Here is a 20,268-nt window from a genome sequence, read left to right as displayed (position 1 = left end):
CGCAGGGCGGGCATTCAGAACCGGAGCTTTCCTCACATGACCCCGAAGCCCGACCCCGTTCAGCCCGCCGATGCCGAGGCCCGCGCCCTGGCGCGCAGCCTGCTGGGCGCCACGCATGCCGCCCTGTCCTGGCTGGATGTGGAAACCGGGCACCCGTCGATCAGCCGCATCGCCTTTGGCCTTTGCCCGCAGGGGATGCCCCTGACGTTGATCTCGGGTCTGGCGCCGCATCTGGCGGCGCTGAAGGCCGACGCCCGCTGTTCGCTGATGGTGGGAGAGGTCGGCGCCAAGGGCGATCCGCTGACCCATCCGCGCCTGATGATCCGCGCCCGCGCCACTTTCGTCGCGCCCGACGATCCGGCCCGCCCCGAACTCCGCGCCCATTGGCTGAAGGGCCACCCGAAAGCGGCCCTTTACGTCGATTTTCCCGATTTCGCCTTCGTGCGCCTGATCCCGGAAAGCGCGCTGCTGAACGGCGGCTTTGCCCGCGCCTTCCGGTTGACCCCGCAAGACCTGGCGGGCTGACGGCGCTCAGACCGGGTTGTCACAGCGCAGCGTGAGCATCGCCTTGCCCTTCACCGCACTGGGCCATTGCAGGTTCACCAGCCGGTTGCCGGCGCCCTGCTCGGTCTCGACATAGGGCTGCGCCCATTGCACCGCGTTCGCGGCATTGCGCAGCGGACCTTCCAGCACCAACGCGCCCACATTGCGCGTCCGCCCGTCAAACGGCATGTAATCCGCTGCATCCACCACCCAAGTCGCGGCGGCCGTAGTCTGGTTGTGCTCGACATAGAGCGGGCTCAGCGTGGCCTGCGCCACGCCGGTAAAGGTATTGTTCTCGAACACCACGTTGCGGAAACTGCCGGTGTTCAGCGTGCCGTTCGTCGTATCCACTCGCTCCACCCGGTCGATGTTGCCCTCGCTCGATCGGAACACGTTGTTTGTCACGACGAGCCCGTTCAGCGAATGCCCCGCACCTTTCGGGCTTACGGTGATGAAGCGGAACGCCGGGCTGGTTTCGGAATAGAGAAACAGGTTCCCGGTGATGGTCAGCCCGCCAAAGGTGTAGCTCGATCCGAAATCCGGATCGGGGTCATATTCGTTCGACAGTTCGATGAAATGGTGGTCGATGTAATTGCCGGTGATGAAGCCGCGCACATTGGGCGTGGTAAAGATCAGCCCCGCCCGCATGTAGGAGGGTGAGCCGTTGGCATCGGGGAACATGTGGTTGCCGATGATGATATGGCTGCCCCCGGCAAACACCCCGAAATGCGCGCAATAGGCGGAGCGGTTGTTGCGGATCTTCGAATCATTGGCGTTGACGTTGAAGCCGATGATGTCCTCGGGCGGGGTCAGCCCGCCGCCGTTGAACAGGCAGCCGTCGATCACCAGCCCCTGACAGCCGCTGTAGAACGAGGTCACGGCCTTGTTGCGCGGCATCATGAAGGTACAGCGGTCCAGCCGGAACAGCGCGCCGACATAGGGCAGATTGACGGCGCTGGCCTGATAGCCGCAGGAAAACTCGATATCGTTGATCTCGAACCGCACCAGCTCGGCAAAGCCGCCGAAGTCCAGCAGGTACTTGAAGCGCTTGAATGTATAGCTGCGCGTGCCGTTGCCGCCCCAGAGCGGCTGGCTCAGTTCCAGCGTACCGGCGCCGGTGTTCTTCGAGGCGACATAGACCTCGCGGCCGACCCCCGTGCCGCTGATCCGCGCGCCCACCGGGATCGCCGCGATGTTGCTGACACCGCTCAGCCGCGTGGGATTGGCGGTGTCATAGGTGCCGACTGCGGTCACGGTCACGCTGTCCCAACCGCTGCCCGAGGCCGCCGACAGCAGGCCGTTGGACAACACCCGGCGCTGGCCGAAGGTGGTCAGGCCCGCCAGCGCCGCCACGTCGATTGGCTCCGTCAGGTCAATGCGGCGGCCGTTCAGGTCAAGTGTGTTGTGGTCGGTGAAGTAGAACAGCACCTGCAGCGCGCGGCGAAAGCCCTCCAGCTCGCTGCCAAAGGCCGCGGCATAGGTGTTCAGGTTGTAATCGCGCGTGCAGGACAGGCGCTGGCTGGCCGGCATGACCAGCGACCCCTCGAACTTGACCGGATTGTCAAAGGTGAAATGGCTGCCGATGAAATAGCTGCCCGGCGACACCACCAGCGTCTTGCCGTTCGCCGCCGCATCGGCCGCGGTGAAGGCGTTCCAGTCGTCGGTCACCCCATCGCCCACTGCGCCGAAATCCCGCACATCGACCCAGTCGAACATCGCGGCGTGGAATACGGCGGTAACATCCTCGATGCTGATGTCGTCGATCCGCACCACGCCGCCCGTCGGCCCGGTCAGGTCAAGACCCAGATGGCCATAGGCGGGCGCAGTGCCCCAGACCATGTCGACCCCCTGCCGGTTGCCCGACCCGATGATCGCCGACACCTCGACCATCTGGCCATAGGCGGTCAACGCGACATCCGGCCCCTGCTGGTCGGCACCGGTCACATTGCTGCCGGAGCTGCTTGCGGCCCATCCGGCAATGCGCACCGTCGGCAGCGGCCCGCTGATCGCCTTGACCCGCGCCGTCACCCGCAGATAAAGGCCGGGCTGGAACGGGATCTGCTGAAAGCACCGCAGTTTCAGCAGCGCCGTGGTCTTTTGCACTTCAAGACAGCCCTCGAAATCCTGATCCGCCGGCACGAAGGCCGCATTGGGCTGGCCGGCATAGCTGTCATCGCCCGGTGTCCCATCCTCGCTGGACCACAGGCCCAGCCCGGCCGAAAACGGCGGCGGCATCAGAACCAAACCTTCGGTGATCGCCTTGTTCATCTCGGAAAACCTCGCCCTTTGCCGATTGGTGCAGCGGCCGGCCCCGTCGGGTCTGCCCATGCGGGAAGGGTTTGGCAGAGAGCAGTTAACCACCCGTGCCAGCCGCGAACGCCGGCAGCGGTGCCGGCGCAACGGGGCGCGGCCCGAAATCCCATGCAGCCGCGCAGCCGAGGCGAAGACACAGGCATATCTTCCACCCAGGGATGCAAACCCTGTGCAAGTGGAGTTGGCCGTGCTAGGCCTTGTTTCCGGAAGGGTCAGATTCCCATTTCCCCAGCCAGAACGCCTTATCTCGGACTCAAGCCTTGGTTCAGGATCTCTACAGATTTCTTCTCGGGTTGAGCCGCCGCAACAAGATGGCAATCCAGTTCATCGCCGATGGGCTGGCCATGTGTCTGTCCTTTGTTGCCGCGATGTGGCTCCGGCAGGACAGCCTTGCATTCCTGGGCAACCCCCACCTTTTTCTGGCGCTGGTTCCGGCGATCCCGGTTGCGCTTCTGGTGCTGCATGGCCTGGGATTTTACCGCGCGGTCATCCGCTATATCGTGGTCCGCGCCCTGAAATCGGTCCTGCTTGCCGCATTGGCCTCGGGCGGCACGCTGGCCCTGACGGCGCAGTTCCTTGCCTTGCCGATCCCGTTTTCCGTCTCGGTGATGTATGCGATCCTCGCCTTCCTGACGGTCGGCTCCTCGCGCTATGTGTTCCGCGAAGCCGCCTATCAGACCCAGAATCCCTACCGGGAACGTGTGGTGATCTATGGCGCGGGCGCGGCGGGGCGTCAGCTGGTGCAGACCCTGCGGCAGGGCACAGACTACCTGCCCATCGCCTTTCTGGACGACGATCCCCGCACCCATGGCACGATGGTTGCGGGCTTTCGCGTCCATCCGCCGGAAAAGATCGACCAGTTGATCCGCAACAACAGCGTGACCTCGGTTCTGCTGGCCATTCCCTCCGCCTCCAAAGCGCGCCGCAGCGAAGTGCTGAAATGGCTGGAACAGTTTCCGCTGCACCTGCGCACCGTTCCGGGCCTGCATGACATCGTGACCGGGGTGGCGCGCATCGACGAGCTGAACGAGGTTGCCATCGAAGACCTGCTCGGGCGTGATCCGGTGCCGCCGCGGGAAGATCTGCTGGGCGCCAACATCACCGGCAAATCGGTTCTGGTCACCGGCGCCGGCGGCTCGATCGGGTCCGAGCTTTGCCGCCAGATCCTGCGCCAGCGGCCGCACCGTCTGGTGCTGCTCGATATCTCCGAGCCCGCGCTTTACGACATCGAGCAAGAGCTTGGCCTGATCCGCGCCCATGAAAAACAGGCGGTCGAGATCGCGGCGGTGCTTGGATCGGTGCAGAACCGGGGCCTTTTGGAACGCACCATGCGGCGCTTCGGCGTGCAGACGGTCTACCATGCGGCCGCCTACAAACATGTGCCGCTGGTCGAACACAACATCGCCGAGGGTCTGCGCAACAATGTCCACGGCACCCGCGTGGCGGTAGAGGCCGCCGTGACCTGCGGCGTCGAGGCCTTCATCCTGATCTCGACGGACAAGGCGGTGCGCCCGGCCAATATCATGGGCGCCTCCAAGCGACTGGCCGAGATGGTCTGTCAGGCGCTGTCCCGCGCGCCCCATGTCCGCACCCGCATTTCGATGGTTCGCTTCGGCAACGTGCTGGGCTCCTCCGGCTCGGTGATCCCGCTTTTCCGTCGCCAGATTGCGGCGGGCGGGCCAATCACCGTGACCCATCCCGAAATCACCCGCTTTTTCATGACCATCCCCGAGGCGGCGCAGCTGGTCATTCAGGCTGGCGCCATGGCGCAGGGCGGCGATGTCTTTGTCCTCGACATGGGCGAGCCGTTGCGCATCACCGAACTGGCCGCGCAGATGGCCCGGCTGCATGGCCTGAAGGCCGTTCTGGTTTCCGAATCCACGCCCGTCGGCCCCGGTGAAATCGGCATTGTCTTTACCCGGCTGCGCCCCGGCGAGAAGCTTTACGAAGAACTTCTGATCGGCAACAGCCCGCAGGCGACCGCCCATCCGCGCATCCTGACCACCACCGAGCTGCATCCCTCGCTGGCGGAAATCGTCCGCCTGCTGGAGCTGCTGGACAGCGCCTGCAACCGCAGCGACATTGCCGCCATCCGTCGCCTGCTGGTCGAGGCACAGACCGATTATCTGCCCTATTGCGACGTGGTGGACCATTTCGGCACCGAGGCCGCGACCGCCGATCCCGACGCCGAAAGGCCGGCTTCCGAGAGCAAGCGGCTGACCGTCATCGCCGGCGGAACGCCGCGCCCGTGACGCCCTTGGCAGTCGTCGGGCAGACCGGGCGATTCGGTGCTGTCGGAGCGGTTTCCGGGCCTTGTCGCCAGCGCCAAGCCCGGCTTTTCCAAGGCGTTGTCCGGGCCGGCGCAACGAAGAGTCACGGACTGTTGCCAAATTGACGAAACTCCCTTTCTTGCACGAGGAAATCCCTGATATCGAACTGGACTTGGTTGTTTTTGCTTCCCCAACCGGGTTAGATGGCGGGGAAGAGGAATGCTTGGCTTGTCGGCGTCGCCTCTGAACCCAATCAGACGCCCTGCTTTAACCTGGAGGTCACTATGAAAAAGATCGCTCTCGCTGCCGCTCTGTCGGTTGCTGCTACCACCGCTTTCGCTGGCGGCATGGCTGAGCCCGTGATGGAGCCGGCTGTTGTCGAAGCTGGCACCTCGTCGTCGGGCGGCATCCTGCTCCCGCTGCTGCTGCTGGTGGTTGTTGCCGCCGCTGTGGCGTCGAACTAATCCTTTCGGGATTGTTCAAGATAGGGGCGGCAGGGTTTCCTGCCGCTCTTTTCTTTTGTCGCGGGCGTCGCTGCCCCTGATGAAAGCTCAGCCCCACACCCCGGTCAGGAGGTTGCGCGTCACCTGCTCGACCGGGCGGTCGCGCGCAATCAGGCCCGCCACCCATTCGCAAGACCCGGCGTTGAACACCGCACCCTTGCCGCGCCGGTATTCCGCCATGCAGCCATTGCCCCGGCTGGCCCGGCCCAGCGTTTCGGCATCGACCCGGCCATAGACCTGCGCGGCCACCTCCTCGGCATCCAGCGTTCCGATGAAATGGTCCAGGTCATGCGGCCCGGTAGAATGCGCCAGCGTCGTCGCCGGTGACAGCCCGACAATGGTCAGCACGCCGTGCAGCCCGGTGCCTTCGGCGGCATGCGGCAACCCGTGCGTCATGCCGTAGTCGATGCCGTCAACCTCATAGCCAAAGATCTTCGACGCCGCCCCCAGCACATCGCCATAGCCCAGCCCGGTGCCCGCCATCGCCCAATGCTCGGGCCGGTAGATCGCAAAGCCGCCCGATCCATGGGCGGCGCAGCGGCTCCAGCCGGCATAGACGCCCATCGACCCGGTCAACCCCATGGTCGCCACCGCCGGACGACCCACCTGCGGGTGGTCCCAATAGCTCGTCAGACGGTTGGTCCCGGCCAAGGGATCGGCCTTTTCCGCCGTGGTCTTGAAACAGGTCTGGGTCAGCAGGTCCGCCGAAAGCCGCGTCTGCCAGAAGAAATTCCCGCCGAACCGCGCCAGTTCGCCCCCCGCATCCACCCAGGCCTCCAGATGGTCGCGCATCTCCCAGGTCCAGTATTCGTCATGCCCGACGATTACCGCGCGGGCATAGCCCGCCAGCGCCGCGGAGTCGCGGTGCAGGTCGTGCTGGGTCAGGTAGTCCAGGGCGATCCCCTGCCCCTCGCACCACAGCGCAAAGGGCCGCTCAAAGGCCGCCCAGCCGGACGAGGCGTATTTCTTCGACACCCCCTTGGCGCGGGCATAGTCCATATGCGGATAGCGCGGCCGGCTGAGAAGCGGCGAGGCATGCGGGATGCGCGGGGCATCCGCAGGCCACAACACAAACCCCTTGGCCCAGGGGCGCAACAGGCTGACATGCGGCGCGAACTCGCCGCCGCTTGTCCCGGTCAGCCCCTGATAATGGTTCGACCCGCCCCAATCATTGTAAGCGCACCACGTTCCCGTCGCGAGGATCATGGCGATCCGTGCCGTCGGCGTGGCGGCGCGCAGCACGAACATGTGCTGCGACTGGTGGCCGGGAATGGTCAGCGTGACCGTGTAGACCCCGCTTTTCCAACCCGCCGGAATCTCCATGCGAAAGGCCTCGGGCCAGTCGCAGCCCGTGACCGAGCAATCGGCGGGGGTGGGCGCAAAGACGGTGGCGATCTTTTGGTCCAACACCGTTTCCGGCGCCAACCCGTCGCGGGCGATCACGACGCGCGCGACCTTGGCCGAGGACATGGCATGCAGTACCAGCACCTCGCCCGGAGCATAGGACAGCGCCCCGGTATAGGCCCAGACCTGCGGTCGGGCGGCGTCATCCGAAGCCGCCTCGTAGTAATGCCCCGTCACCGGGCTGCCGTCGTCATGCGGACCGGGGACGAAGAAACCCTGCAGGGTCATGACCCTGCGCCCATCAACCGCGCCACGTCCAGCATCCGGTTGGAAAATCCCCATTCGTTGTCATACCAGCCAAAGACTCGCAGCATCCCGCCCTTGGTCACGCGCGTCTCGGGCAGGGCCATGATGATGCTTTCAGGCCGCGCGCGCAGGTCGGTCGACACAAGCACCTTGTCCGTCGCGCCAATCACTCCGCCCGTAGCCGCAAGAACCGCATTCACCGCCTCGGCCGTCGCCGGTCGTTCGGTCATCACCGCCAGATCCACCGCCGAGACGCTCGCCGTCGGCACCCTGACCGCCGAGCCCTCGATCCGCCCGGCGATCTGTGGCAGCACCGTATCCAGAAGCCGCTGCGCGCTGGTCGTCGTCGGCACCATCGACAAGGCCGCCGCGCGCGAGCGCGAGAAATCGGCCGCCGGGGCATCCACCGTCGGCTGGCTGCCGGTATAGCAATGGATCGTGGTCATCGACCCCGTCACCACGCCCCAATGTTCATGGATCAGCCGCGCCAGCGGCGCGAGCGCGTTGGTGGTGCAGGAGGCGTTCGAGACAATCAGCTGTGCGCCCAACTCTGCCTCGTTGGCCCCCAGAACCACCGTCAGATCCGCCGCTTTCGACGGGCCGGAGATCAACACCCGCGCGGCCCCGGCCCGCAGGCCGCGTTCGGCGACCTCGCGCGCGTCCGCCCGGCCGGTGCATTCCATCACCAGATCGACGCCAGCCAGATTCAGCCCGGAAATATCCGCCGTGCGGTGCAAGGGAATGGCACGGCCGTCAATGACCAGAGCCTCGTGGGTCAGGGCGACCGTGCCGCGCCACGGACCAAAGACGCTGTCGAATTCAAAGAGATAGGCGCACATCTCGGGCGCGGCGATGTCATTGATGCCGATGACGTCGATCCCCGGCGCGGCGCCCTGTGCCCAAGCCCGCAGCACCGACCGCCCGATCCGGCCAAAGCCGTTCACGAAAACCTTCATCGCCTGCCCTCGCGCCAAATTCCGCCCTCAGGCTGCAGATCAGCACGCGGCGCGGGCGCTTGCAACCATGGCCGGTTGTTTTGATCAAACTGGACGTATTGCCTGCCCGCTCATCCCTTGCCCGGGTTCGTCGCCGGCGCTCCGCCTTCGAACCGGTTGCCATGCCGGTAGTCGCAGGGTGCCTCCTGCATCTGCAGGTGCAGGCCGGCCCCGGTGAAGGGATGGGCGCGGGCCAGATCCTCGTCGAACTCGATGCCCAGGCCGGGGCCTTCGGGCGGGATGATGTAGCCGTCTTCCCACCGGATCGAATGCTTGATGAGCCGCAGGTGGAACTCACCCCCCGTTTCGATGGTTTCGGCAATCAGAAGGTTCGGGATCGAGGTGGACAGATGCACGTTCGCCGCCCATTCCACCGGCCCGCAGTACAGATGCGGGGCCATCTCGGCATTGAAGATCTCGGCGATGGCGGACAGCTTCTTGGCCTCCCAGATGCCGCCCAGACGGCCAAGGGCGGGCTGCAGGATCTTGACCCCGCCTGCGCGCAAGAGCGTGCCGAATTCGGCCTTGGTGGTCAGCCGTTCTCCCGTCGCCAGCGGAATGCGCACATGGCGCGCGACCTCGGCAAACTCCAGAAGGTTGTCCGGCGGGATCGGCTCTTCATACCAAAGCGGACTGTAAGGCTCCAGTTCGCGCCCCAGACGGATCGCGCCGGGCGTGGTGAACTGGCCATGGGTGCCGAAAAGAAGGTCAGCCTTGTCGCCCACCGCCTCGCGGATCTTGCGGCAGAACTCGACCGAGCGGGTGATATCCGACATCGCCGGCTCATGCCCGCCGCGCATTGTATAGGGGCCGGCAGGGTCAAACTTCACCGCCGTAAAGCCCATTTCCACATAGCGCGCGGCCGCCTGCGCCGTCATGTCGGCGTTGACCCAGAACTCCGCCGCATCCTCGCCGGGCTGGGGGTAAAGATAGGTGTAGCTGCGGATGCGCTCGTTCATCTTGCCGCCGAGCAGCGCCCAGACCGGGCGGTTCCGCGCCTTGCCGAGGATGTCCCAGCAGGCGATCTCCAGCCCCGCAAAGGCCCCCATCACTGTAGGATCGGGGCGCTGGGTGAAGCCCGAGGAATAGACCCGGCGATACATCAGCTCGATGTTTTCGGGGGTCTCGCCCTGCATGTGGCGCTCGAACACGTCTTCGATCACCGCCCGCATCGCCTTTGGCCCCACGGTCGAGGCATAGCACTCGCCGTACCCAACGATCCCGGTATCGGTGGTGATCTTCGGGAATATCCAGTAGCGCCCGCCCCAACCCGGTGCGGGCGGGGCGACGACGAAGATTTCCAGATCCTTGAGTTTCATGGGCGTGCCTCCGCTATGACCGGCAGGCTGGCCCGAGGCGCGGGCAGGATCATGTCAGGCTACGACAGAAAGTGTCGCGATGAGGCGATGGATCGTCGCGGCAAGCGGCACCGGCATCGACAGATGCGGGCAATGGCCCGAGGCAAGCTCTTCCTGCGCGATGTCCGCCGCCATGGCGCGTTGCCAGTCCGGGGGAATGGCGCGGTCATCGCGGGCGATGAGAGCCGCGCGAGGCGGCAGGGCACCATGGGCGGGAAACGGGGTTTCCTGCGGGCGAATGGGCTCCGGACCCATGCGGGCGGCAAGGGCCTGGGCGTCGGGGCAATCGTGAAAGAACAGCGCCGCGCAGCGTTCGGGCGCAAAGCGGTAGCTCATGCGGTCCGGGCTGACCTGAAACGCCCCGCGCATCGGCTGTGACGGCCCAGCGCGGCGCAGGTCGGCCAGCGATATGCCGGGGCGCGGGATATAGGCGGCAAGGTAGACCAAGGCCTGAACCCGGTCGGGCGCCAGCGCGGCGGCAAGGGTGGCGGGAATGCCCCCCGCCGAATGGCCGACCAGCACCGTCGGCCCGCGGACGGCGGCCAAGATGGCGTCGGCATGGTCTTGCAGGCTGACGTCCGACCTGTCGCGCCCCGGCAGATCCAGCGCCCGCGCGCTGTGGCCAAGGGCAGAGAGCGCCGGGATCAGCCGCGCCCAGGCCCAGGCGCCAAAGCCAGAGCCGTGCACCAGCAGCAGCTCAGCCATGGCCGATGCTGCGCAGGAAATCGTCGAGCAGCGCCATGAACTCTGCCGGCCGCTCGACCATCGGCAAATGCCCGGTCGCGCGCATCAGCTCCCACCTGTGACCGCGGATCAGATCGGCGGTTTCGCGTACCAGATCGGGCGGGGTGGTGCCGTCATTGGTGCCCGCGATCACCAGCGTCGGCAGGCCCAGCGCCGCCGTGGTGGTGTAGAAATCCGCCCCAGAAATCGCATGGGCGCAGCCGATCCAACCCTGCGGGTTCATCGCCTCCAAGGTGGCGCGGATGGCCGGCATCGCTGCGGCCTCTTGCCAGTTCCGGCCGAAAATCCGCTCCATCGCGCCGGGGGCGTAGGCGGCCAGCCCCTGTGCTCCGACCTCTGCCGCGCGGCCTTGCCACAGACCCGGCCCGCCGATCTTTGCCGCCGTATTGGCCAGCACCAAGGCGCGCACCAGATCCAGCCGCTTTGTCGCCAGGCCCTGCGCCACCAGCCCGCCCATGGAAGAGCCGACCACCACCGCATCCTTCAGCCCGAAATGTTCCATCAGGCTTTCGGCATCGCGGATCAGCGCCCCCATGGCATAGCGCGCTGGCGGCACATCCGACCGGCCATGCCCGCGCGCATCGAACCGCAGGCAGCGAAAACGCGGGGCAAGGGCCGCCACCGTCGCGTCCCAAAGGTGCAGATCGGTGCCCAAGGCGTGCAGGAATACGACGGCAGGTGCCGTGTCCGGCCCTTCGATCACGGCGTTCAGACGCAGGTCTTTCAGCCAGATCAAGGCCATGGATTGCCTCCGAACCGCTCAAGGCAGTCGCGGAACACCGCCACATCGACATTGCCGCCGGAGGCAGTGCAGATCACCGTCCCCGGCAAGTCCTGCCGGAACAGGGCCGCCGCAAGGGCCACCGCGCCCCCCGGCTCCACGACGATCCGCAGATGCTGGAACGCCAGAACCATGGCGCGCAACGCCTCTTCGTCGCTGACCACCAGACCGGGGCCGCAAAGGCGCTGCAGGATCGGAAAGGTTATCTCGCCGGGGCTGGGCGTGACGATGGCATCGCAGATCGAGCCCGTCGTGGCGGCATTCCTTTCCCGCCGGCCAGAGGCCAGCGACCGCGCCGTGTCGTCAAAGCCCGCCGGTTCCGCTGGGCGCACCCGCAGCCCCTGCGCGCGGGTCTCCAGCGCCAGCGCGATCCCCGCCGTCAGCCCGCCACCGCCGCAACAGGTCAGGACATCGGCCCCGCCAATGCCGGCCTCGGCCGCCTGCCGGGCAATCTCCAGCCCCGCCGTGCCCTGCCCCGCGATCACCTGCGCATCGTCATAAGGCTTGACCAGCGTCAGCCCGCGTTCGGCGGCAAGCGCCGCGCCAATCGCATCACGGTCGTCCTTCACCCGGTCATAAAGCACCACCTCCGCGCCATAGGCACGGGTGTTGGCGATCTTCACGCCGGGCGCGTCTGCCGGCATGACAATGACGCAAGGCGCGCCCAGCCGGCTGGCGGCCAGAGCCACCCCCTGCGCATGGTTGCCCGACGAATAGGCCAGGACCCCTTTGGCCCGAAGCTCGGGCGAAAGCGCGGTCAGGGCCGACCAGCCACCGCGAAACTTGAAGCTGCCGGTCCATTGCAGGCATTCGGCTTTGACGAAGACCCGCCGCCCGGCCAGCCGGTCCAGCAGCGGCGCGTTCAACAGCGGTGTGACGCGGGCATGGCCGGACAGTCGCACCGCCGCCGCTTCGATCATGGCCAGAGACGTCATGCGCAGGCCCTCAGGAATGCCCGCAGCGCCGCAACCGCCTCGGGTTCGTCAAGGAATGGCACATGCGCCCGGTCCGGCACATCGGCGAAGATCATGTCGGGCCGGCGCCGCTGCATCCCCGCCACCGTTTCCGGCGTCAGAAGATCGGAGTTCGCCCCCCGGATAAGCGCCACCGGCAGGCCCGCTGTTGCCTCCCACAGCGGCCAAAGATCCACGGGCGGCCCCTGAAACGCCGCGAGAAACGCCTCGCGCAGCGCCGGGTCATAGGTGATCTTCAGACCGGCGGGGGTTTCGGTGTAGAACTTCGTGACCTCCTCCAGCCAGCGGCTGGCCGGCACATCGGCAAATCCCGGATTGTACCGCGGCATCCTTTCAGCGATCTCGGCCAGCGTCCTGGTCGACGGATTGCGCCCGACATAGTCGAAAATCCGCTCCAGCCCCGGCCGGGCAATCTCGGGCCCGACATCGTTCAGGCACAGCCCCAGAAGCCGCTCCTTCGCCACCGCCGCCAGCATCATGCCGATGAGCCCGCCGCGCGAGGTGCCAAGGACCGCGGCCTTGGCCACCCCCAGATGGTCCAGAAGCTCCAGCACATCCTTGCCCTCCTGCGGCACGGTATAGCTTGCCGCCCCGGTCCACTGGCTTGCCCCCCGGCCCCGGTAATCCATGCGGATCAGCCGCACCGGGGGCAGATGCGGGATCATGTAATCGAAATCCGCCATGGTCCGCGTCAGCCCGGCAAGGCACAGAAGCGGCAGCCCATTGCCCTCGTCGCGAAAGGCCAGCCGGGCGCCATCCGAGGCGGTGAAGAACTGGATCATGGCGGTCTCCTTCGCGACGCACAGTCGCATGCGGCAAAGCCGACGAAAAGGGGGCCTCGCTTGCCTGCCGGAACCGCAACAGGTAAGGGGCAGACAGCAAAAGAGGTATTCCATGGCCGAGCCAACCGAAGAACGGGCAAAGTCGAAACAGGTGGGCGCGCTGGCCGCGCTCTGGCCCTTTGTGCGGCCCTACCGCCCCATGGTCATTCTGGCGGCGCTGGCGCTGATCCTGACCTCAACCGTCAGCCTTGTGCTGCCCATGGCCGTGCGCCGCGTCGTCGACAGCTTCGGCGCCGGCAATCTTGCCATTCTGGACACCTATTTCACCGCCTTTCTCCTGATCGCCGCGCTTTTGGCGCTGGGAACCGGCGTGCGCTATTACTTCGTCACCCGTCTGGGCGAGCGGGTGGTGGCAGACATCCGCTGCGCCATCTTCGACAAGGTCATGGGCATGTCGCCCGCCTGGTTCGAGCGCATCATGACCGGCGAGATCGTCAGCCGCATCACCACCGACACCACGCTGATCCTGTCGGTCATCGGCTCGTCGGTGTCGGTCGCGCTGCGGCATTTCCTGACGCTGGTGGGCGGGCTGGTGCTGCTGGCGCTCACCTCGGCCAAACTGGCCGGGATCGTGCTGCTGCTGGTGCCGCTGATCGTAGTGCCGATCATCGTTCTGGGGCGCCGCCTGCGCCGGCTTTCGCGTGAAAATCAGGACTGGATCGCGAATTCCTCGGGCAAGGCGACCGAGGCGCTGGGCGCGGTGCAGACCGTGCAGAGTTTCACCCACGAGACCGCCACCCGCGTGGAATTCGGCACCGTCACCGAGCAATCCTTCCTCTCCGCCAAGACCCGCATTGCCACCCGCGCGGTGCTGACGGTCATCGTGATTTTCCTCGTCTTTGCCGGCGTCGTCGGCGTGCTGTGGCTTGGCGCGCGCGATGTGCGGGGCGGGGTGATGACCGCCGGGGAGCTCGTGCAATTCGTCATCTATGCCGTGCTGGTGGCCGGGGCCGTCGGCAGCCTGTCGGAAATCTGGGGCGAGTTGCAGCGCGCCGCCGGCGCGACTGAACGGCTGGTGGAAATCCTGCAAGCCGAAGATCCGGTGACGGATCCGACCCGGCCGATGCGCCTTCCCGTCCCGGTACGCGGCGAGATCACCCTCGACAACGTCGCCTTCCACTACCCCTCGCGCCCCGAATACCGCGCGCTGAACGGCATTTCCCTGACCGTCCAGCCCGGTGAGACCGTGGCGCTGGTCGGCCCCTCGGGGGCCGGAAAATCGACTGTCTTGCAGCTTCTGACGCGCTTTTACGATCCGCAATCGGGTGTGATCCGCTTTGACGGCATCGACCTGCGCGACATGACGCGCGAGGATTTCCGCGCCCATATGGCGCTGGTGCCGCAAGACCCGGTGATCTTCGCCGCCTCCGCCATGGAGAACATCCGCTTCGGCCGCCCCGGCGCCACCGATGCCGAAGTCACCGACGCCGCCCGCGCCGCCGCCGCGCATGAGTTCATCACGGCCCTGCCGCAGGGCTATGACACCTTCCTTGGCGAGCGCGGCGTGATGCTGTCTGGCGGGCAAAAGCAGCGCATCGCCATCGCCCGCGCCATCCTGCGCGACGCGAAGGTTCTGCTGCTGGATGAGGCCACCAGCGCGCTGGACGCCGAAAGCGAACGCGCCGTGCAAGAGGCCGTCGACCGCCTGGCGCAAGGCCGCACCATGCTGGTCGTCGCCCACCGCCTAGCCACCGTGAAGAAAGCCGACCGCATCGCCGTCTTCGACCAGGGCCGCATTGTCGCCATCGGCAGCCATGACGATCTGGTGGCCGAGGACGGGTTGTATGCCCGGCTGGCGCGGTTGCAGTTCACGGACGGGGCGGCGTAAGGCGGGGCAGAACGGTCCTCCACACCTAGCGGACAGTCCGTTCCCCAAACTCGTTCATCAGGCCGAGGCCCGGATTCTGCGCCAGATAGTCTCCCAGTCTGGCATCCTCTGCATAGCGCGGCTGCTCATCCACGATCGCAAACTCCACCGCCAACTCCTGCCGCAGAAGCCTCAGAAGTCGTTCCACATCCGCATTGAACCGATCACACAGCCCCTGTGACCAAAGGCTCGGGTCAAGCGGGTAAAGCGGATTGAGATAGCCGGAATGTTGATGATCAAGCTGATCCCGAAGGCGACGGGCGGCGTCCGAGATGGGTAACATCGCAGGGGAGGCAGGCATGTCACCGACCCGTAGGGGTTCCGCATCCACTGGACCGCCCCCCAGTCGCGCGCGGGTTCCGGCGTCGCCGGCCCAAAGGCAACCGCCAGCGCCATACTCGAAAAAGAACCTGAGAACGCCTCGAGCCATCCCCCCCTCAAAACACCTCTACCGGATACCCCACCCCGGTCAGATACAACCCATCCGGCGGGCACACAGGCCCACAAGCCGCCCGATCCCGCGCCTCCAGTGCCGATTTCACATCTGCAGCGGTCCATGACCCGGCCCCGACCCGCTCCAGCGTGCCGACAATCGACCGCACCTGATTGTGCAGGAAGCTGCGGGCGCGCAGGGTAAAGCGGATTTCGCGCCCGCCGGGATAGGGCATCTCTTCAATGCCGATCTCGTCCAGCGTCTTCACCGGGCTTTTCGCCTGACACAGGGTCGAGCGGAAGGTGGTGAAATCATGCAGGCCGATGAGATGCGCCGCGCCGTCGCGCATCGCCTGCACATCCAGCCGGTTCTGCACCCGCCACGCCAGCCCCGCGTCATGGGTCAAAGGCGCGCGGCGTTCGATCAGGCGGAACAGATAGCGCCGCTCTATCGCCGAAAACCGGGCGTGAAAATCGTCGGCCACCCGCGCCACCGCCAGAATGGCCACCGGCGCAGGGCGCAGATGAAAGTTCAGCGCCTCGCTCAAGCGAAAGGGCTGCCAGTCGCGCGTCAGGTCGACTGTCGCCACCTGGCCCCAGCCATGCACCCCCGCATCGGTGCGACCTGCGGCGGCAATCGTATGCGGCCCCGGTTCGAGCCGCGCCAGCGCTGCCTCCACCGCCCCTTGAACCGAGGGCAAACCCTGCGCCTGCCTTTGCCAGCCGGCAAAGGGCGCACCGTTGTATTCGATCTTCAGGGCATAACGCGGCATGGCCCCGGCTTAGCGTGACGCGACGCACCTGTCCATTCCCCCTACCCATTCCCCCGCCCCATGCCTATCTTGACCCCGCAAGCATGGGGCGCAGTTTGGTTTTCTCAGCCATCACCGACGGACTTACCCGGCAAATCGAAGGGGCCATGGCCTCGGTTTCCGGCGCCTTTCTTGAACCCGTGATCCGGCTGGGCGTCACCGGCCTGTCGCGCTCGGGCAAGACGGTGTTCATCACCGGGCTGGTGGCCAACCTTCTTGACCGGGGCCGCATGCCGCAGCTGAAGGCGGGCCCCCGCATCGAGGCGGTGCATCTGCAGCCGCAACCCGATGTCACCCTGCCTCGCTTTGCCTTTGAAGACCACCTTGCCGCCATGACCGGCGATGCGCCACGCTGGCCGCAATCGACCCGCGCGGTGTCGGAGCTGCGGCTCTCGTTCCGCCTTGCGCCCTATGGCCTGTTCGCGGGATTTTCCGGCGCGCGCACGCTGCATGTCGACATCGTCGATTACCCCGGCGAATGGCTTCTGGACCTTGCCCTGATCGGCAAGAGCTATGCCGATTGGTCCGAAGCCACGCTGGACCGCATCGCCAGGCGGCCCGAGGCCGCCGCCTTCATGGCGCAGGCCCGCGCCGAGGATGGCGCGCTGCGGCTGGAGGAACCGAAGGCTCAATCGCTTGCCGCCGCCTTCACCGACTATCTGCACAAGGCCCGCGCCGCCGGCTGGTCCGATTGCACGCCGGGCCGATTCCTTTTGCCCGGTGAGCTTGCCGGCAGCCCGGTCCTGACCTTCGCCCCACTGCCGACCCCCAGCCAGACCCCGCGCGCCAGCCTCTGGCGCGAGATGGAGCGCCGGTTCGAAGCCTACAAGTCCCGCGTCGTGCAGCCGTTCTTCCGCGATCACTTCGCCCGCATCGACCGCCAGATCGTGCTGGCCGATGTGCTGGGCGCAATCCATCAGGGGCCGCAGGCCGTCGAGGACCTGCGCCGCACCATGGCCGAGGTGCTGGTGGCCTTCCGGCCCGGCGCCAATGGCTGGCTTGCCGGCTTTCTCGGCGGCAGGAAGGTGGAAAAGATCCTCTTTGCCGCGACCAAGGCCGACCATCTGCATCACCTGCAACATCCCGCCCTGACCGCCATCACCGAAGCCCTGCTGCGCGATGCCAGGGCGCGGGCGGATTTCGCCGGCGCCCAAACGGCGGCCCTGTCCCTCGCCAGCCTGCGTTGCACGGTCGAAGAGATCATCCAGCGCGACGGCGCCGCGTTGCCGGCGGTCAAGGGCAGGCTGCTGTCCACCGGCAAGCAGGCAGTGATGTATCCGGGCGAGCTGCCGAAAGACCCCGCCCGCATCCTCGCCCCGGCCCGCGACGGCGCAACCGGCTGGCTGGGCGCGGATTACGCTCTCATGGGCTTCGCGCCCGCCCGCACCAGCCAGTCACCGGGCATGGGCCCGCCGCATATCCGGCTCGACCGTGCTGCGGACTTCCTGTTCGGAGACCGGCTGTGACCCATCGCCTGCACCTGAACCGCCCCGCACTGATCGAAGCCGAAGACGGCCCCGCCGCCGACCCCGGCCTTGAAGCCGCCGTGCCCGACCTGCAGCCCTCCGGATCGGACCCGCAGACTGCCGACCGGATCACAGCCCGCCCCGTCTCTGCCCGCCCCGTCTCTGCGCTGTCGCGCGCCGCCCTCTGGGTGTTCGGCACGCTCCTCGGCTTTGTCCTCTCGGTCGCCGCTTGGGATTTCGTCGCCACGCTCCTCGCACGCGACTCGCTCCTCGGCTGGATTGCCATGGCGCTGGTCAGTGCCGCGATCCTTGTCCTGCTGCTGATCGCCCTGCGCGAAGCCGCCGCCTTCGCCCGCATTGCCCGGATCGACCGTCTCCGGAACCGCGCCATTGCAGCCCGTGCCCGGACCGATCTTCCAGCCGCCCGCAGCATTGTCGCCGCGCTGCAGACCATCTACGCCACGCGCCCCGAGACCGCCTGGGGCCGCGCGCGCCTTGGCGAACAACAGACCGAAATTTTCGACGCCGACGCCCTTCTCGACCTTGCCGAGCGCGAACTCATGGCCCCTCTCGACAAGGCGGCGCTGGCTGAAATCGAATCTGCTGCCCGTCAGGTCGCCACCGTCACCGCCCTTGTGCCGATGGCCCTGGCCGACGTGGCCACCGCGCTTTTCGCCAACCTGCGCATGATCCGCCGGCTCAGCCAGATCTATGGCGGCCGCTCCTCGAGCCTTGGCAACCTCGCCCTCCTGCGTCGGGTCTTCACTGCCCTTCTGGGCGCCGGTGCCGTCGCGCTGGCCGATGACCTGATCGGCTCCTTCGCCTCGGGCGGCCTGCTTGCCAAACTCTCGCGCCGCTTTGGCGAAGGCGTGGTGAACGGCGCCCTGACCGCCCGCGTCGGCCTTGCCGCGATGGAGGCCTGCCGCCCCCTGCCCTTCGTCGCCCTTGAAAAACCCGGCACGACGGCCACCATCAGCCGGGCGCTGGCCGGGTTTCTGTCCCGGGACAAAGACCCCGCCTGAACGCCTTCAATGTGGCCGAAATATCCTCGGGGGGCGCTGCGATTGCCCCGCAATTGCAGCCGGGGGGCAGACAGCCCCCCGCGCCACGGCGGCCCTAAAGCCCTGCCTCCAGCCGGTCCAGCAATGCTGCCATCATCGCCTCGCAGCGGCCCATCTGCTCTACCGAGACAAACTCGTCCGGCTTGTGGCCCTGCGCCATCGAACCCGGCCCGCAGATCACCGTCGGAATGCCCAGACGCGCGTCGAAAAGCCCGCCCTCGGTGCCGAAGGCTACCTTCATCGTGCCGTTCGCCCCGGTCAGCCCCTTGACGAAATTCACCACCGCCGCGTCCGAAGCGGTGCCAAGGCCGGGGTAATCCCACAGCCGTTCCACCACGATCGCCGCTTCCGGAAACTCGGCCCGCAAGGGCGCGACGATCGCCTCGGCCGCGGCGCGCAGCCGGGTGATCAGCCCGTCGACATCCTCGCCCGCCACCGAGCGGATCTCGAAGTCGATGACCGCCGTGTTCGGAACGATGTTGACCTGCACCCCGCCGTTCAGCTTGCCGACATGGATCGTGGAATAGGGCACGTCGTAATCGCCGTCCTTCAGCCCGTGAGCCGCCACATCGGCCTGCAGCGCCCGCACCGCCTGCACGAAATCGGCGGCGAGGTGCAGCGCGTTCAGCGCCATCGGGGCCAGCGCCGAATGGCCCTCGCGCCCGGTGCAGGTGGCCCGCAGCGCGACCTTGCCCTTGTGACCGGTGGCCACCTGCATGCCGGTCGGCTCGCCGACGATGCAGAAGCGCGGCCGCACCGGCGCGCCTTCCAGCATCGTCACCAGCGAGCGCACGCCCATGCAGCCGATCTCCTCGTCATAAGACAGCGCCAGATGCAGCGGCGTCTTCAGGGGCCGCTTGGCGGCCGCCAGCAGGGTGGCAATCGCCACCGCGCAGAAGCCCTTCATGTCGGCCGCGCCGCGCCCGTAATAGCGGCCATCCGCCTCGGTCAGCGCGAAGGGCGGCCTGGTCCAGGCCTGGCCCTCGACCGGGACCACGTCGGTATGGCCCGACAGCATCACGCCGCCCTGCCCCGCAGGCCCGACGGTCGCATAAAGATTGGCCTTGCCGCCCGATGGGTCGGGGATCAGCACCGCTTCGATGCCGGCCCCGGCCAGCAGGTCGCGGACGTAATCCATCAGCTCGATGTTCGGCTTTGACGATACTGTGTCAAACCCCATCAGCCGGTCGAAGATTGCACGCATGTCCATATGGGCCTCCCTGATCGGCCATGGCTACCCTTTTGCCAAAGCCTGCGAAACCCCGGACGGGCGATTTCCGCCCGGAAATCGCAGGCGAAAACCGCGCGGTTTTCGCGGCCTCAGCCGTTGGCGTGCATCCGTTCGATATAGGCACGCATTTCCTCGGCCTCGTGGCGGGCGTCGCGCAGGCCTTCCATGGCGGCGCGCAGTTCGGCCTCGGTCTGGGCGATCTGGTTCATCAGTTCGGCCTCGCGCTGCTCAAGGTAGATGATCGCCTGATCGCGGACCTCTTCGGCCTCGTGCAGGGATTGCGCCAGCTTGTCCATCTCGCCCATGTCGCCGCCGGCAACCCGGGTGAAGCGGTGCATCAGCCAATAGGCGAACCAGCCCAGGGTAAAGGCGGCCAGAAGGATGAAGGCCGTGGCGATGATGAATTCCGTGCGGTTCATGGGGTCA

Annotated in this window: 18 protein-coding genes; 6 read left to right on the top strand and 12 right to left on the bottom strand. The window is 66.7% G+C overall.

The window, feature by feature from the left end; all coding sequences use genetic code 11:
- The first annotated feature begins 36 nt into the window (after positions 1–36).
- Positions 37–525, top strand: coding sequence for a HugZ family pyridoxamine 5'-phosphate oxidase (locus G4Z14_RS11175; protein WP_164625714.1), 489 nt, complete (start codon positions 37–39; stop codon positions 523–525).
- Between the two features lie 6 nt (positions 526–531).
- On the opposite strand, the gene G4Z14_RS11170 is transcribed toward G4Z14_RS11175, so the two are convergent.
- Entirely contained in the window at positions 532–2,871 is a 2,340-nt protein-coding gene (locus G4Z14_RS11170; RefSeq protein WP_227751674.1) for a glycosyl hydrolase family 28-related protein, read from the bottom strand.
- Positions 2,872–3,167: 296 nt separating this feature from the next.
- On the opposite strand from G4Z14_RS11170, the gene G4Z14_RS11165 reads away from it, so the two are divergent.
- Together G4Z14_RS11165 and G4Z14_RS11160 are read left to right on the top strand one after the other, a co-directional pair.
- On the top strand, positions 3,168–5,108 hold the full coding sequence (locus G4Z14_RS11165; protein ID WP_164625712.1) for a polysaccharide biosynthesis protein: 1,941 nt from the start codon (positions 3,168–3,170) through the stop codon (positions 5,106–5,108).
- A gap of 302 nt (positions 5,109–5,410) precedes the next feature.
- Positions 5,411–5,590, top strand: a complete 180-nt coding sequence (locus G4Z14_RS11160; RefSeq protein WP_164625710.1) for a hypothetical protein — start codon at positions 5,411–5,413, stop codon at positions 5,588–5,590.
- 87 nt (positions 5,591–5,677) lie between these two features.
- Here the strand turns inward: G4Z14_RS11160 and G4Z14_RS11155 are convergent, their stop codons facing one another.
- The 7 genes from G4Z14_RS11155 to G4Z14_RS11125 all read right to left on the bottom strand — a co-directional run bounded on the left by G4Z14_RS11155 (position 5,678) and on the right by G4Z14_RS11125 (position 12,913).
- A complete protein-coding gene (locus G4Z14_RS11155; protein WP_164625708.1) occupies positions 5,678–7,261 on the bottom strand; it encodes a N,N-dimethylformamidase beta subunit family domain-containing protein in 1,584 nt (527 codons plus the stop codon).
- The gene (locus tag G4Z14_RS11150; protein WP_164625706.1) at positions 7,258–8,235 is read right to left on the bottom strand and encodes a type I glyceraldehyde-3-phosphate dehydrogenase; all 978 of its coding nucleotides are present in this window, start codon (positions 8,233–8,235) and stop codon (positions 7,258–7,260) included. The genes G4Z14_RS11155 and G4Z14_RS11150 overlap by 4 nt, the downstream gene beginning before the upstream one ends.
- A gap of 110 nt (positions 8,236–8,345) precedes the next feature.
- Positions 8,346–9,593 carry a mandelate racemase/muconate lactonizing enzyme family protein gene (locus G4Z14_RS11145; RefSeq protein ID WP_164625704.1) on the bottom strand — a complete coding sequence of 416 codons (1,248 nt, stop codon included), beginning with the start codon at positions 9,591–9,593 and terminating at the stop codon, positions 8,346–8,348.
- 54 nt (positions 9,594–9,647) lie between these two features.
- Positions 9,648–10,337 carry an alpha/beta fold hydrolase gene (locus tag G4Z14_RS11140; RefSeq protein WP_164625702.1) on the bottom strand — a complete coding sequence of 230 codons (690 nt, stop codon included), beginning with the start codon at positions 10,335–10,337 and terminating at the stop codon, positions 9,648–9,650.
- Entirely contained in the window at positions 10,330–11,118 is a 789-nt protein-coding gene (locus G4Z14_RS11135) for an alpha/beta fold hydrolase (protein ID WP_164625700.1), read from the bottom strand. Before G4Z14_RS11135 ends, G4Z14_RS11140 begins: the two co-directional genes overlap by 8 nt.
- Positions 11,109–12,092 carry a threonine ammonia-lyase gene (locus G4Z14_RS11130; RefSeq protein ID WP_164625698.1) on the bottom strand — a complete coding sequence of 328 codons (984 nt, stop codon included), beginning with the start codon at positions 12,090–12,092 and terminating at the stop codon, positions 11,109–11,111. The genes G4Z14_RS11135 and G4Z14_RS11130 overlap by 10 nt, the downstream gene beginning before the upstream one ends.
- Entirely contained in the window at positions 12,089–12,913 is an 825-nt protein-coding gene (locus G4Z14_RS11125; protein WP_164625696.1) for an alpha/beta fold hydrolase, read from the bottom strand. The genes G4Z14_RS11130 and G4Z14_RS11125 overlap by 4 nt, the downstream gene beginning before the upstream one ends.
- Before the next feature lie 112 nt (positions 12,914–13,025).
- On the opposite strand from G4Z14_RS11125, the gene G4Z14_RS11120 reads away from it, so the two are divergent.
- Complete coding sequence (locus tag G4Z14_RS11120; protein WP_164625694.1) at positions 13,026–14,801, top strand: ABC transporter transmembrane domain-containing protein; 1,776 nt, start codon at positions 13,026–13,028, stop codon at positions 14,799–14,801.
- 25 nt (positions 14,802–14,826) lie between these two features.
- On the opposite strand, the gene G4Z14_RS11115 is transcribed toward G4Z14_RS11120, so the two are convergent.
- Positions 14,827–15,123: a hypothetical protein gene (locus tag G4Z14_RS11115; protein WP_164625692.1), complete on the bottom strand. Its 297-nt coding sequence runs from the start codon at positions 15,121–15,123 to the stop codon at positions 14,827–14,829.
- 154 nt (positions 15,124–15,277) lie between these two features.
- Positions 15,278–16,045 (bottom strand): tRNA pseudouridine(38-40) synthase TruA, encoded by a 768-nt coding sequence (truA, locus tag G4Z14_RS11110; RefSeq protein WP_164625690.1) that lies wholly within the window; start codon positions 16,043–16,045, stop codon positions 15,278–15,280.
- Positions 16,046–16,140: 95 nt separating this feature from the next.
- On the opposite strand from truA, the gene G4Z14_RS11105 reads away from it, so the two are divergent.
- Both G4Z14_RS11105 and G4Z14_RS11100 read left to right on the top strand, forming a co-directional pair.
- Positions 16,141–17,550 (top strand): YcjX family GTP-binding protein, encoded by a 1,410-nt coding sequence (locus G4Z14_RS11105; RefSeq protein ID WP_164625689.1) that lies wholly within the window; start codon positions 16,141–16,143, stop codon positions 17,548–17,550.
- Positions 17,547–18,572: a YcjF family protein gene (locus G4Z14_RS11100; RefSeq protein WP_321573028.1), complete on the top strand. Its 1,026-nt coding sequence runs from the start codon at positions 17,547–17,549 to the stop codon at positions 18,570–18,572. Before G4Z14_RS11105 ends, G4Z14_RS11100 begins: the two co-directional genes overlap by 4 nt.
- 94 nt (positions 18,573–18,666) lie before the next feature.
- Here the strand turns inward: G4Z14_RS11100 and argE are convergent, their stop codons facing one another.
- Positions 18,667–19,821, bottom strand: coding sequence for an acetylornithine deacetylase (argE, locus tag G4Z14_RS11095; RefSeq protein WP_164625687.1), 1,155 nt, complete (start codon positions 19,819–19,821; stop codon positions 18,667–18,669).
- Between the two features lie 110 nt (positions 19,822–19,931).
- On the bottom strand, positions 19,932–20,261 hold the full coding sequence (locus tag G4Z14_RS11090; protein ID WP_164625685.1) for a hypothetical protein: 330 nt from the start codon (positions 20,259–20,261) through the stop codon (positions 19,932–19,934).
- Between the last annotated feature and the right edge of the window lie 7 nt (positions 20,262–20,268).

The organism is Tabrizicola oligotrophica, assembly GCF_011008935.1.
Lineage (GTDB): Bacteria > Pseudomonadota > Alphaproteobacteria > Rhodobacterales > Rhodobacteraceae > Tabrizicola_A > Tabrizicola_A oligotrophica.
Note: the sequence above shows the minus strand (reverse complement) of the source record. Positions and strands in the feature narration are given on the sequence as shown.